Here is a 13,083-nt window from a genome sequence, read left to right as displayed (position 1 = left end):
AGATTTGACCTGACCATGCCACCGCATGGGCATCTCTTTGCGATGTGCGTTGACATGTTCACGTCAGCGACTACCCCCCACGGAAGGCATCGCCTTGAAGAAGCTCCTCACGACCCTCAAGAGACTCGCGGCGGTCGGCGCAGCCGCCCTCGCGATCGCCAGCCTTCAGCCCCTCTCGTCCGCGCAGGCCGCCCCCTCGCCCGTCGTCGGCGGAACCCGTGCCGCGCAGGGCGAGTTCCCGTTCATGGTCCGGCTCTCCATGGGCTGCGGCGGGGCGCTCTACACCCAGCAGATCGTCCTCACCGCCGCGCACTGCGTGAGCGGGACCGGCGCCAACACCAGCATCACCGCCACCGCCGGCGTCGTGGACCTCCAGTCCACCACCGGCCGGGTCCAGGTCAAGTCCACCTACGTGTACCGGGCCCCCGGCTACAACGGCAACGGCAAGGACTGGGCGCTCATCAAGCTCGCCTCGCCCATCACCACCCAGTCCACCCTGAAGATCGCCACCACCACGGCCTACAACACCGGCACCTTCACCATCGCCGGCTGGGGCTCGGCCACCGAGGGCGGCGCCCAGCAGCGCTACCTGCTGAAGGCCACCGTGCCGTTCGTGAGCGACGCGACCTGTCGCGCGTACAGCGGCTACAGCGGCCTCGTCGCCAGCGACGAGATCTGCGCCGGGTACGCGGCCGGGGGCACCGACACCTGCCAGGGCGACTCCGGCGGCCCGATGTTCCGCCGGGACTCCGCCAACGAGTGGATCCAGGTCGGCATCGTCAGCTGGGGCATCGGCTGCGCCCGAGCCAACGCCCCCGGCGTCTACTCCGAGGTGTCCACCTTCGCCTCGGCCATAGCCGCCGCGGCGGCCACGCTCTGACGTCCTCCTGATCTCCGCCCGGACCACGGGCTCCGTGCCCCGGGAACAGGGAACACCCTCCTGTTCCCGGGGCACGTCGGGTCAGAAGCCGCCGCCGAAGTCTCCCCCGCCGCCTCCGCCGAAGTCCCCGCCCCCGCCGAAGCCGCCGAAGTCGCCCGGGTCGAAGTCGGAGCCGGAGACGTCACCGCCGTCGTAGCCGCTTGCGCCGAAGTCGCCGTAACCGCTTCCGTAGTCGGCGGCGTAGGCCGGCGCGGACATCAGGCCGCCGAGCATCGTGCCGACGAGCAGACCCGGGAGCAGACCGCCGCCGAAGTAGCCGCCGGCCCAGGGGCCGTAGGCGGGGCCCGCCTCCCAGTAGGGGCGGCGGCCGTAGTCGCTGTCGACCTCACGGATGACCGGATCGCGGCCGTCGGCCAGCCGGGTGGCGTCCGCCGCGCAGACCGGCACCTCGCGCGGGGCCCCGCCGGTCGGGGTCCAGGTCGCGTCAGTGACGGAGGGGCCGTGGCGGGGGTCGAAGAAGCACGGCGGACGGCGTTCCGGCAACGGGCTCCTCTCGCGGCGGGCGGCCAGCTGGGCCAGGGAGAAACGGCCGTCCTCCAGAGCCTGGGCGACGGGGGTGACGTCCTCGGGTCGGGTCGCGGCGGCCATGGCCGTCTTGGCCTGGTCGTAGGCGTCGAGGGCGCGTTCGTAGTCGGCGCGCATCAGGTCGTCGGCGCCGCGCTCGGCCGGGTGGAAGTCCAGGCGGTCGAGCTCCTCGCCGAAGGCGGTGATGTCCTCGTCGACCACCACCCTCAGCCGCTCCAGCGCGGCCCGCCGCTCCTCCTCGTGGCGGCGGCGGCCTCGGCGGACCAGCGCGTACGCGCCCGCGCCGCCCGCCACGACGACGACTCCGGCGGTGACCAGTGCGCTGGTCGAGACCCCGCCCCCTCCTCCCGACGAGCCGCCCCAGCTCGCGGGGGCCGAGCCGCCCATGTCGGCCAGGGCCCGGTCGGTGAAGTCGTCCAGCTGGGTCTTGGCGTCGCTCTCCCCCTGGACGCTGGTGACCAGGTTGCGGACAGCCGTGCGCGGCAGGACGGACGCGTCGGCGCGGGCGTCGAAGCGGTCGCCCAGGCGGATCGCGTACAGGCCGGTGATCCCGGTGGCGGTACGCAGGTTCGTGAAGAGGTCGGCGGTGGGGTAACCGGCCGGGAGGACCGCGACGAACAGCGGCTTGTCGGCCTTCTCGATGGTTTCCCGCAGGGCGTGCGCGTCCGCCTGGGAGAGCTGGGAGGCGGCGGCCGGATCGACGTAGACGGGACTTTCGCGCAGGGCCCGGGCGATCGTCGACACGCCGGTCTCGGCCGTCGCCCGGGGCGCGAACACGGTCAGCGCCGCGAGGGCCAGAACAGCCAGGGCGACCACCAGGGCGGAGAGGCTTCTTCGGGGCCGTACGACACCCTTCATGCTTCGACGCTACCCGAAGCCTCCCAAACCGGTCACCCGGCGCGAAACGCCTCCGTCGGCTTCCCGCCCCGCGGGGCGCCGCGTGCATGCGGCGCCCCCGTGCCCGATGCCGGCCTACTCGGCCGGTGCCACGCCCGCCCGCAGCAGGCCGAAGGTGTACGCGTCCTCCAGGGCCTGCCAGGAGGCGGCGATGACGTTCTCGGCGACGCCCACCGTGGACCACTCGCCCGTGCCGTCCGTCGTGGAGATGAGGACGCGGGTGGTGGACTGGGTGCCGTGGACGCCTTCGAGGATGCGGACCTTGTAGTCGACCAGGTCGAGCTTGGCGAGCTGGGGGTAGATCTTCTCCAGGGCTACGCGCAGGGCGCGGTCGAGGGCGTTGACCGGGCCGTTGCCCTCCGCCGTGGCGACGATGCGCTCGCCCTTGGCCCAGAGTTTGACCGTGGCCTCGTTGGCGTGGGTGCCGTCGGGGCGGTCCTCGATGATCGCGCGCCAGGACTCGACCTCGAAGTAGCGCAGGGGCTTGCCGCCCTGGATCTCGGTGCGCAGGAGGAGTTCGAAGGACGCGTCGGCCGCCTCGTACGTGTAGCCCTTGAGCTCGCGCTCCTTGACCCGCTCGACGACCCGGCCGACCAGCTCGCGGTCGCCGCCGAGGTCGACGCCGAGTTCCTTGCCCTTCAGCTCCACCGACGCACGGCCCGCCATGTCGGACACCAGCATGCGCATGGTGTTGCCGACCTCCTCGGGCTCGATGTGCTGGTACAGCGCCGGATCGACCTTGATCGCGGAGGCGTGCAGCCCGCCCTTGTGGGCGAAGGCCGAGACTCCCACGTACGGCTGGTGGGTGGCGGGGGTCAGGTTCACCACCTCGGCGATCGCGTGCGAGATCCGGGTCATCTCGCGCAGCGCGCCCTCGGGGAGGACCTTCTTGCCGTACTTCAGCTCCAGGGCGGCGACCACCGGGAAGAGGTTGGAGTTGCCGACGCGCTCGCCGTAGCCGTTCGCCGTGCACTGGACGTGGGTCGCGCCGGCGTCGACGGCGGCGAGCGTGTTGGCGACCGCGCAGCCCGTGTCGTCCTGGGCGTGGATGCCGAGCCGGGCTCCGGTGTCGGCGAGGACGGTGGCGACGATCGCCTGGACCTGGGCCGGGAGCATGCCGCCGTTGGTGTCGCACAGGACCACGACGTCGGCGCCCGCCTCCGCGGCGGCGCGGACGACCGCCTTGGCGTACTCGGGGTTGGCGCGGTAGCCGTCGAAGAAGTGCTCGCAGTCGACGAAGACCCGGCGGCCCTGGCCGGTCAGGAAGGAGACGGTGTCGCGCACCATCTCCAGGTTCTCCTCCAGCGTGGTGCGCAGGGCGAGTTCGACGTGCCGGTCGTGGGCCTTCGCCACCAGCGTGATCACCGGCGCACCCGACTCCAGCAGCGCCTTGACCTGCGGGTCCTCCGCCGCCTTCGCGCCCGCTCGGCGGGTCGCGCCGAACGCGACGAGCTGGGCGTGCCTGAAGTCGATCTCCTGCTGGGCGCGGGCGAAGAACTCGGTGTCGCGCGGGTTGGCCCCGGGCCAGCCGCCCTCGATGAAGCCGACGCCGAAGTCGTCCAGGTGCCGTGCGATCGCGAGCTTGTCGGCGACGGTGAGGTTGATGCCCTCCCGCTGGGCGCCGTCGCGCAGGGTGGTGTCGAAGACGTGGAACGAGTCGTCGAGTTCGCCGGTCTCGCTGGTCTCGTTGGTTTCCGTCTCGGTCATGTCTCAAGGCTCCTGTTGTGAATCTTCGGTCTTACCGGAATGACCGGCTCCACCGTCCCCTCATGGTCTCTCGCACGCTCGCTCCCGGCTGTGGTGGGGCCAGAAAAGCGAAAAACCTCTCGCGGGTGCGAGAGGTCTGCGCGCGGGTCGAGGACGACGATGGCCGCCCGTACCTGGTCGTACGTGGCGGTCACTGCGGACCGGCGCGCCTGCTGCCAATAATCGTGGCGAACGAGAACACGGGGGCAGTCTGGCACAGACCGCCCCCGCGTCCACCGCCCGTCTCAGAATGCGAGCGGCGCGGCGCTCACCACGGCACTCAGCCCAGTTCGTGCATCCAGCCGTGCTTGTCCTCGGCCGTGCCGCGCTGGATGTCCAGCAGGGCGCTGCGCAGGCGCAGGGTGACCTCGCCGGGCTCGGCGCCCGACTGCTGCCACTCGACGCCGGCCCGCTTGACCGTGCCGACCGGGGTGATCACGGCCGCCGTACCGCAGGCGAAGACCTCGGTCAGGGCGCCGCTCTCGGAGTCCCGCTGCCACTGCTCGATGGAGATGCGGCCCTCCTCGGCCGTGTAGCCGAGGTCGCGGGCGACGCTGAGGAGCGAGTCGCGGGTGACGCCCTCCAGGATGGAGCCGGTGAGCGTGGGCGTGACGATCCGGTCGCCGTAGACGAAGTACAGGTTCATCCCGCCGAGCTCCTCGACCCACCGGTGCTCGACCGCGTCGAGGTAGCAGACCTGGTCGCAGCCCTTGGAGATGGCCTCGGCCTGGGCGAGCAGGGAGGCGGCGTAGTTGCCGCCGGTCTTGGCGTCGCCCATGCCGCCGGGGACGGCGCGGACACGGTCCTCGGAGACCCAGATCGACACCGGCTTCACACCGCCGGCGAAGTACGCGCCGGCCGGGGAGGCGATGACCAGGAAGAGGTACTCGTTGGCCGGCTTGACGCCCAGGCCGACCTCGGTCGCGATCATGAAGGGGCGTAGGTAGAGGGACTCCTCGCCGCCGTGCGCCGGCACCCAGCCCTTGTCCTGGGCCACCAGTGCGTCGCAGGCCTCGACGAACGTCTCGACCGGCAGCTCGGGCATGGCCAGGCGGCGGGCGGAGCGCTGGAAGCGCTTGGCGTTCTGGTCCGGCCGGAAGGTGGCGACCGAACCGTCGGGACGGCGGTACGCCTTCAGGCCCTCGAAGATCTCCTGGGCGTAGTGCAGGACGTTGGTCGCCGGGTCGAGCGGGATCGGCGCGTACGGGACGAGCTGGCCGTCGTGCCAGCCACGGCCCTCGGTCCACTTGATCGTCACCATGTGGTCGGTGAAGTGGCGGCCGAACCCGGGGTTCGCCAGGATCGCCTCCCGCTCCGCGTCGGACAGCGGGCTGGATGAGGGCTTGAGCTCGATCGTGGGCGTCGTCATGAGTGGTTGTCCTTCACCGGTGTTGTAGTGACGGGCCGCGCTCACGCCCGTACGGCCAGTGGCCGGTGCTAGGACGTCCGAGCAGTGCCTCATACCGCGGCTCCGCGTTCGATTATCGCAAGCGGGGCACGAGGAAGAAAACGGCGTTAATACGGCGTGATGCGACCCGGGGTTGATGGTGTCACCCGGCGGCGGACATGCGGAAGCCGCCGGGCGCGAATGCGACCCGACGGCTTCGTTCAGCTGGGTACGTTCAGCTGGGTGCAGCTCGGCGGGTCAGCCGGCTACTCGTACGGAGAGCGCGTCGCCGATCTCGGAGGTGGAGCGGGCGGGCTTGCCCGTGCGCTCGGCGAGGTCGGCGGAGACCGCCTCCTCGATGCGGGCCGCCTCGGACTCGTAGCCGAGGTGGCGCAGCAGGAGGGCGACGGACAGGACCGTGGCGGAGGGGTCGGCCTTGCCCTGGCCGGCGATGTCCGGGGCCGAGCCGTGGACCGGCTCGAACATGGACGGGAACGCGCCGGTCGGGTTGATGTTCCCGCTCGCGGCGACGCCGATGCCGCCGGAGACGGCCGCGGCGAGGTCGGTGATGATGTCGCCGAAGAGGTTGTCGGTGACGATCACGTCGAAGCGCGCGGGGTCCGTGACCAGGTAGATCGTCGCGGCGTCCACGTGGATGTAGTCCGTGGTGACCTCGGGGAACTCCTCGGCCACCTTGTTGAAGACGTTCGTCCAGAGGTGACCGGCGAAGGTCAGCACGTTGTTCTTGTGGACCAGCGTCAGCTTCTTGCGCGGACGGGCCTGGGCGCGGGCGAAGGCGTCCCGGACGACGCGCTCGACGCCGAACGCCGTGTTGACGGAGACCTCGGTGGCGACCTCGTGCTCGGTGCCCTTGCGGATCGTGCCGCCGTTGCCGGTGTACGGACCCTCGGTGCCCTCGCGGACCACGACGAAGTCGATCTCCGGCTGGCCGGCCAGCGGGGTGGCGACACCCGGGAGGAGCTTCGACGGACGCAGGTTGACGTGGTGGTCGAAGGCGAAGCGGAGCTTGAGCAGGAAGCCGCGCTCCAGCACTCCGGACGGGACCGACGGGTCGCCGATGGCGCCGAGCAGGATCGCGTCGTGCTGCTGGAGGGACTCGAGGTCGGCGTCGGTGAGGGTCTCACCGGTGGCGTGGTAGCGCTTGGCCCCGAAGTCGTACTCCTTGGTCTCCAGCTTCACATCCTGCGGGAGGACGGCGGAGAGGACCTTGAGACCTTCGGCCACGACCTCCTGGCCGATGCCGTCACCGGGGATCACTGCGAGATTGATGCTGCGAGACATGTCGGCACCGTACTCCTTGTCCCATGGGATGACATGGCCTGTCCGGCATACGGACACATCCGGACACCGGGCGGCGGACCGGCGTCCTTCGGTCGACTGGCGTTCACCCGTACGCAGGACGCCCGTTGTGACGTGCGGGAAGCTTCGGATCCATGGAGACACCCGATGTCGGCATTCCGCCCGAGCTGGCCCGCGGAATGAGCATGGCGGATCAGTACGAGTACCTGCGCACCAAGCTGACCAGGCGCCGCGCGCTGGTGACGGCGGGGGCGGTGGCGGCGGGCGGGCTGCTGACGGGGTGCGGGGGCGACTCCCCCGGGCCGAAGGCGTCGGCGGCTTCGAGCGCGAGTCCGACCATCGCCGCCGCCGGCCCCGGTTCCTCGGTCGCCCCCTTCGGCCGCCATCTCGCCTTCGGCTCGGACCCTCGCACACAGATGCGGATCTCCTGGCAGGTCCCGGCCGCCGTCCGCACGCCGTACGTCCGGATCGGCGCCCGCCCGGACGACCTGGGCGGGAAGGTGAAGGCCGAGGTGCGGGCCCTGCACACCCCGGGGGTCGACGGGGTGCGCAGGGCGCTGGACCAGTACTACGTGCACGCGGCGGTGGCCGACCTGCTGCCCGGCTCGACGTACTACTACGGCGTCGGCCACGAGGGCTTCGACCCGGCCGACGCGGCCCACCGCGCCACGGTCGCGTCCTTCCGTACGGCGCCCTCCGGCGCCGAGCGGTTCGTGTTCACCGCGTTCGGCGACCAGGGCGTGGGCCGCTCGGCGGCGGCGATCGACCGACTGCTGCTGAAAGCCGCCCCCGCCTTCCATCTCCACGCGGGCGACATCTGCTACGCCGACGGCACCGGCCGGGGCGAGAAGTCGGACGGCTACGACCCGACCGCCTGGGACGCGTTCCTGAAGCAGAGCGAGCCGGTGGCGCGGTCGGTGCCGTGGATGGTGACGACCGGCAACCACGACATGGAGGCCTGGTACTCCCCCGACGGCTACGGCGGCCAGCTGGCCCGCTTCTCCCTCCCGGACAACGGCTTCGACCCGCGCACGGCCCCGGGCGTGTACGCGTTCCGGTACGGCAACGTGGGCGTGGTGGCGCTGGACGCGAACGACGTGTCGTACGAGATCCCCGCGAACCGGGGCTACACGGAGGGTCGGCAGACGGCCTGGCTGAAGCGGACGCTGAGCACCCTGCGCGCCGCGGCGGACGTCGATTTCGTCGTCGTCTTCTTCCACCACTGCGCCTACTCGACCTCGGCGCACGCCTCGGACGGCGGGGTGCGGGCCGAGTGGCAGCCGCTGTTCGACCGGTACCAGGTGGACCTGGTGGTCAACGGCCACAACCACGTGTACGAGCGGACGGACGCCCTGAAGGGCGGACGGGTGGGCCGTACGGTTCCGGTCGGCGGGTCCACGGACCCGACGCGGGACGGGACCGTGTACGTCACGGCGGGCGGCGGCGGCCGTGATCTGTACGGCTTTCCGGCGGACGCGCCGGAGAGCTACGAGGGACACGTCCGCGACCGCGACTCCGTCGACACCTTCCACTGGACGCGCTCGCGCGAGAACGCGGCGGAGACGGTGGAGTGGTCGCGGGTGCGCTACCGGGGCTTCTCGTACCTCTCGGTGGAGGCGGTCGGCGGGCCGTCGGCGCGGCTGACGGTGTCGGCGCTCGCGGAGGACGGACGGCGCATCGACCGGTTCGAGGTGCGACGCGGGGCCTGAAGTCCCGTTCAGGACCCGCGCCGCACCCCGTGCGGGTGCGGCTCCCGGACTGCGTTCTCCTGCGGGGCGCGGCTCAGTGGCCGGTCTCGCCGCCGTTGTCCCGGCGGTCGAGGGCGCGCTGGAGCGCGGCGGCGGCGTTCTTGCGGTCGGACTCGCTCGTGCGGGAGAGGTGACGGACTCGGCGGCGGACGGTCGTCTCGGCCATGGGAAATCGACTCCTTCAAGGAACCAGGGAGCTCGGAAAGGTTTACGAGACGCCGGAGGGGCGGGGAGCACCGGCCACAGGGGTTGCCTGCACGGGCCCGGCTCACGACCGCCATTCGCTGGATCGAGCGAGACGTTCGGCTCCTACAAAGCTAAGGGAGGAGCACGCGCCTGTCTCCACAATTACTCGGACTTCCTACTATCTGAGACGGACGGCCCCGCACGGCCGGTCCGCCGCCTCGCACACGGGAAGGGGCCAGGTCCCGGAGGACCTGGCCCGTTCGGGGCGCGCGCGGGCGTCAGCCCATGTGCGGGTACGTGTAATCGGTCGGGGCGACCAGGGTCTCCTTGATGGCGCGGGTCAGCGTCCAGCGCATCAGGTTCTGCGGGGCGCCGGCCTTGTCGTTGGTGCCGGAGGCGCGGCCGCCGCCGAAGGGCTGCTGGCCGACGACGGCGCCGGTCGACTTGTCGTTGATGTAGAAGTTGCCGGCCGCGTAGCGCAGCTTCTCCATCGTGTACGCGGCCGCCGCGCGGTCGCCCGAGACGACCGCGCCCGTCAGCGCGTAGTCCGACGCCGACTCCATCTGGGTCAGCATCTCGTCGTACTTCTCGTCCTCGTAGACGTGGACCGCCAGGATCGGGCCGAAGTACTCGGTGGTGAAGACCTCGTTCTCGGGGTCGCTGCACTCGATGACGGTCGGGCGGACGAAGTAGCCGACCGAGTCGTCGTAGGAGCCGCCCGCGACGATCGTGCAGGTCGGGTCCGACTTGGCGCGGTCGATGGCGGTCTTGTTCTTGGCGAAGGCGCGCTCGTCGATGACGGCGCCGATGAAGTTGGCCAGGTCGGTGACGTCGCCCATGGTCAGGTAGTCGACCTCGGCCGCGAACTCCTCCTTGAAGCCGGAGTTCCAGATCGACGCCGGGACGTACGCCCGGGAGGTAGCGGAGCACTTCTGGCCCTGGTACTCGAAGGCGCCGCGGGTGAGGGCGGTCTTCAGGACGGCCTTGTCGGCGCTGGGGTGGGCGACGACGAAGTCCTTGCCGCCGGTCTCGCCGACCAGGCGCGGGTAGGCGCGGTACTTCTCGATGTTGGCGCCGACCGTCTTCCACAGGTGCTGGAAGGTCCTGGTGGAGCCGGTGAAGTGGATGCCCGCGAGGTCGCGGTGCTCGAGAGCCACCTTGGAGACCTCGACGCCGTCGCCGGTGACGAGGTTGATGACGCCCTTGGGCAGCCCGGCCTCCTCCAGCAGCTGCATCAGCAGGACGGCCGCGTGGGTCTGCGTCGGGGACGGCTTCCAGACCACGACGTTGCCCATGAGCGCGGGCGCGGTCGGCAGGTTGCCCGCGATCGCCGTGAAGTTGAACGGCGTGATCGCGTAGACGAACCCCTCCAGCGGACGGTGGTCGAGGCGGTTCCAGACGCCCGGGGAGTTGGCCGGGGGCTGCTCGGCGAGCAGGTCGCGGGCGTACTTGACGTTGAAGCGCCAGAAGTCGACCAGTTCGCACGGGCTGTCGATCTCGGCCTGCTGGGCGGTCTTCGACTGGCCGAGCATGGTGGAGGCGGCGATGGTCTCGCGCCACGGGCCGGCCAGCAGTTCGGCGGCGCGCAGGATGATCGCGGCGCGGTCGTCGAAGGCCATCGAGCGCCAGGCGGGCGCGGCGGCGAGGGCCGCGTCGATCGCGTCCTGGGCGTCGGCCTGGGTCGCGTTGCGGAGGGTGCCGAGGACCGCCCGGTGGTTGTGCGGCTGGACGACCTGGAAGGCCTCGCCGCCGCCCATGCGCTTCTCGCCGCCGATGGTCATCGGCAGGTCGATCGGGTTCTCGGCCAGCTCCTTGAGCCTGACCTCCAGACGGGCGCGCTCGGGCGAGCCGGGCGCATAGCCGTGCACCGGCTCGTTGACGGGGGTGGGGACCTGGGTCACAGCGTCCATGGGATCCGTAACTCCTTGTACGTGAGCGGGTGTTCGGGTCAGCCCTCGGTGAGGGTCGAGCGGACGCTGTGCCTGCCCGGGGGACAGCCTCCGGACCCCCGGCAGAAGCCGCGGCACAGCCAGGTTGAATCAGCCACGCGTGATCACGCCTCGCAGGAAGAACACCAGGTTGGCGGGCCTTTCGGCCAAACGTCGCATGAAATAGCCGTACCAGTCGGTGCCGTAGGCGGTGTAGACGCGCATGCGGTGGCCCTCGGCGGCCAGGCGGAGGTGCTCGTCGCTGCGGATGCCGTACAGCATCTGGAACTCGTACTCGTCGAGCTTGCGGCCGGCGCGCCGGGCGAGTTCCTGGGCGATGGAGATGAGCCGGGGGTCGTGGGAGCCGATCATCGGGTATCCCTCGCCCTCCATCAGGGTGCGCAGGATCCGGACGTACGCCTTGTCGATCTCGTGCTTGAGCTGGTACGCGACTTCTGCGGGCTCCTTGTACGCGCCCTTGACGAGCCGTACGCGGCTGCCGTTCGCGGCGAGGCGGCGGGCGTCGGCCTCGGTGCGGAAGAGGTAGGCCTGGATGACGCAGCCGGTCTGCGGGAAGTCCCGCCGCAGCTCCTCGTGGATGGCGAACATCGAGTCGAGGGTGGTGTGGTCCTCGGCGTCGAGGGTGACGGTGGTGCCGATGGCGGCGGCGGCCTCGACGACCGGGCGGACGTTGGCGAGGGCCAGCTCGTGGCCGCCGTCCAGCGCTTGGCCGAACAGGGACAGCTTCACCGACATCTCGGCGCGCTCGCCCAGCTCCAGCTCCTTGAGCCGGTCGATCAGCTCCAGGTAGGCGTCCCGGGCGGCGGCGGCCTGCTCGGGGCGGGTGATGTCCTCGCCGACGACGTCCATCGTCAGCTCCAGGCCGCGATCGGTGAGCTCCCGGACGATCGGCACGATCTCGTCGACCGTCTCCCCCGGGATGAAGCGGTCGACGACCTGCCTGGTCACCGGGGCCGCCGAGATCAGACGTCGCATCCGGTCGCTGCGCGACGCGGCAAGAATCACGGGACCCAGCACGGGGCACCTCCACAAACCAGCAGATAGAACCACCGTGAAACCTAAGGATCCCTCCGATCGTCGGCCATCGACAGCTGTCACGCATCCGTGCCCGGGATCTCAGACATATGTATGAAGGCGGCCGGGGGATGCGGGAGAATGCCGGGGTGACGGCCGACAACAAGGGCGACCACCAGGGCGACTACCAGGAGCTCGTCGACGAGATCTCCGAGCTCCTGGACGCCCCCGCGACCCTGGAGAACCGGGACTTCGAACTGATCGCCTTCGGGGCGTACGACGGTGAGGGCGACCTGGATCCGACGGCGCTGGACCCCGTCCGCACCCGCTCGATCCTGACCCGCCGCTCGACGGCGGCGATCCGCACCTGGTTCGAGGGCTTCGGCATCACCCGCGCGAGCGGCCCCGTCCGGATCCCGCCGACCCCGGAGGCGGGGGTCTACCGGGGGCGCGTCTGCCTCCCCGTACGCCATCGGGGGGTCGTCCTCGGCTACGTCTGGCTGCTCGACGACGATCCGGGGCCGTCGGAGGCCCAGTTGGCGGCGGCGATGGAGGTGGCCGGCCGGATCGGCGCGCTGCTCGCGGACGAGGCCCAGCACGGCGCCGACCTCACCCGGGAACTGCGGGCGGTGCTGACCGCCGAACACGGCTGGCCGCGCGACATGGCGGTGGCGGAGCTGCGCAGCGCGCTCGGCGCCCGCGCGGACGGCCCGCACACGGTGGTCTGCGTGGCCCCCTGGCCCTCCGCCGACCCGGACGACGCCCCCTCGCTGCGCACCCTGCCGGGAGCGACGGCGCTGTGCACGGCCCCGTGGGGAGCGGCGGGCCAGTGTCTGGCGGTGCTGGTCCGGCTGCGCTCGACGGACGTCCTGACCCCGGCGACCTCGGCGGCGGCCCGGCTGCTGGAGCGGGCGGGCGGGGGCGGCGCGGCGGGGGCCGGGGTGGCCGCCGGGCGCGCGGGACTCGCGGAACTGGGCGCCGCCTGGCAGGAGGCCTCGGCGGCGGCGCGGGCCGCGCGGGCCGAGCCGCGCCTGGGGCCGGTGGCCCGGTGGGCGTCGATCGGCCCGTTCCGCCTGCTCACGGCGCTGCCCCCGGACAGCGCCCCCGACCCGGCCGTACGCACCCTGCTCTCCCCCGCCCACCGGGAACTGTCCCGCACCGCCGAGGTCTACCTCGACCGCGCGGGCCAGGCCGGCGTGACGGCGGCGGAGTTGGGGATCCACCGGCAGACCCTGTACTACCGGCTGTCGCGGGTGGAGCAGCTGACGGGCCTGGACCTGGCCGACGGGGAGGACCGGCTGCTGCTGCACATGGCCCTGAAGCGGGCCCGGCTGTAGTGCCTGCTCACGAGTGCCTGCTCACGAGTGCCTG

The 13,083-nt window shown here is 71.5% G+C and carries 10 protein-coding genes; 3 read left to right on the top strand and 7 right to left on the bottom strand.

The window, feature by feature from the left end:
* Window positions 1-94: 94 nt before the first annotated feature.
* Window positions 95-880 carry a trypsin-like serine protease gene (locus OG562_RS30385; RefSeq protein WP_266403523.1) on the top strand — a complete coding sequence of 262 codons (786 nt, stop codon included), beginning with the start codon at window positions 95-97 and terminating at the stop codon, window positions 878-880.
* A gap of 81 nt (window positions 881-961) precedes the next feature.
* On the opposite strand, the gene OG562_RS30380 is transcribed toward OG562_RS30385, so the two are convergent.
* The 4 genes from OG562_RS30380 to OG562_RS30365 all read right to left on the bottom strand — a co-directional run bounded on the left by OG562_RS30380 (window position 962) and on the right by OG562_RS30365 (window position 6,797).
* Entirely contained in the window at window positions 962-2,323 is a 1,362-nt protein-coding gene (locus tag OG562_RS30380; protein WP_266403520.1) for a hypothetical protein, read from the bottom strand.
* Between the two features lie 114 nt (window positions 2,324-2,437).
* Complete coding sequence (cimA, locus tag OG562_RS30375; protein WP_266403518.1) at window positions 2,438-4,069, bottom strand: citramalate synthase; 1,632 nt, start codon at window positions 4,067-4,069, stop codon at window positions 2,438-2,440.
* A gap of 319 nt (window positions 4,070-4,388) precedes the next feature.
* The gene (locus OG562_RS30370; RefSeq protein WP_266403517.1) at window positions 4,389-5,477 is read right to left on the bottom strand and encodes a branched-chain amino acid aminotransferase; all 1,089 of its coding nucleotides are present in this window, start codon (window positions 5,475-5,477) and stop codon (window positions 4,389-4,391) included.
* Window positions 5,478-5,753: 276 nt separating this feature from the next.
* A complete protein-coding gene (locus tag OG562_RS30365) occupies window positions 5,754-6,797 on the bottom strand; it encodes a 3-isopropylmalate dehydrogenase (RefSeq protein WP_266403514.1) in 1,044 nt (347 codons plus the stop codon).
* A gap of 152 nt (window positions 6,798-6,949) precedes the next feature.
* Here OG562_RS30365 and OG562_RS30360 point away from each other — a divergent pair, with 152 nt between their 5' ends.
* Window positions 6,950-8,524: a metallophosphoesterase family protein gene (locus OG562_RS30360; RefSeq protein ID WP_266403512.1), complete on the top strand. Its 1,575-nt coding sequence runs from the start codon at window positions 6,950-6,952 to the stop codon at window positions 8,522-8,524.
* 73 nt (window positions 8,525-8,597) lie between these two features.
* Here the strand turns inward: OG562_RS30360 and OG562_RS30355 are convergent, their stop codons facing one another.
* The 3 genes from OG562_RS30355 to OG562_RS30345 all read right to left on the bottom strand — a co-directional run bounded on the left by OG562_RS30355 (window position 8,598) and on the right by OG562_RS30345 (window position 11,715).
* Window positions 8,598-8,729: a hypothetical protein gene (locus tag OG562_RS30355; RefSeq protein ID WP_256362880.1), complete on the bottom strand. Its 132-nt coding sequence runs from the start codon at window positions 8,727-8,729 to the stop codon at window positions 8,598-8,600.
* Between the two features lie 298 nt (window positions 8,730-9,027).
* The gene (pruA, locus tag OG562_RS30350) at window positions 9,028-10,659 is read right to left on the bottom strand and encodes an L-glutamate gamma-semialdehyde dehydrogenase (protein WP_266403508.1); all 1,632 of its coding nucleotides are present in this window, start codon (window positions 10,657-10,659) and stop codon (window positions 9,028-9,030) included.
* A 129-nt stretch (window positions 10,660-10,788) separates the two neighbouring features.
* Window positions 10,789-11,715 (bottom strand): proline dehydrogenase family protein, encoded by a 927-nt coding sequence (locus OG562_RS30345; protein WP_266403506.1) that lies wholly within the window; start codon window positions 11,713-11,715, stop codon window positions 10,789-10,791.
* Between the two features lie 128 nt (window positions 11,716-11,843).
* Between OG562_RS30345 and OG562_RS30340 the strand changes: the two genes are divergently transcribed.
* Window positions 11,844-13,049 carry a CdaR family transcriptional regulator gene (locus OG562_RS30340; RefSeq protein ID WP_266403504.1) on the top strand — a complete coding sequence of 402 codons (1,206 nt, stop codon included), beginning with the start codon at window positions 11,844-11,846 and terminating at the stop codon, window positions 13,047-13,049.
* Window positions 13,050-13,083: the final 34 nt, after the last annotated feature.

It is taken from the genome of Streptomyces sp. NBC_01275, assembly GCF_026340655.1.
Taxonomy (GTDB): domain Bacteria; phylum Actinomycetota; class Actinomycetes; order Streptomycetales; family Streptomycetaceae; genus Streptomyces.
Note: the sequence above shows the minus strand (reverse complement) of the source record. Positions and strands in the feature narration are given on the sequence as shown.

Excerpts from the sequence above, each read along its gene's own strand:
- OG562_RS30380 (WP_266403520.1), bottom strand. The coding sequence starts at position 2,323 with ATGAAGGGTGTCGTACGGCCCCGAAGAAGCCTCTCCGCCCTGGTGGTC.
- cimA (WP_266403518.1), bottom strand. The coding sequence starts at position 4,069 with ATGACCGAGACGGAAACCAACGAGACCAGCGAGACCGGCGAACTCGAC.
- OG562_RS30370 (WP_266403517.1), bottom strand. The coding sequence starts at position 5,477 with ATGACGACGCCCACGATCGAGCTCAAGCCCTCATCCAGCCCGCTGTCC.
- OG562_RS30365 (WP_266403514.1), bottom strand. The coding sequence starts at position 6,797 with ATGTCTCGCAGCATCAATCTCGCAGTGATCCCCGGTGACGGCATCGGC.
- OG562_RS30360 (WP_266403512.1), top strand. The coding sequence starts at position 6,950 with ATGGAGACACCCGATGTCGGCATTCCGCCCGAGCTGGCCCGCGGAATG.
- OG562_RS30355 (WP_256362880.1), bottom strand. The coding sequence starts at position 8,729 with ATGGCCGAGACGACCGTCCGCCGCCGAGTCCGTCACCTCTCCCGCACG.
- pruA (WP_266403508.1), bottom strand. The coding sequence starts at position 10,659 with ATGGACGCTGTGACCCAGGTCCCCACCCCCGTCAACGAGCCGGTGCAC.
- OG562_RS30340 (WP_266403504.1), top strand. The coding sequence starts at position 11,844 with ATGCGGGAGAATGCCGGGGTGACGGCCGACAACAAGGGCGACCACCAG.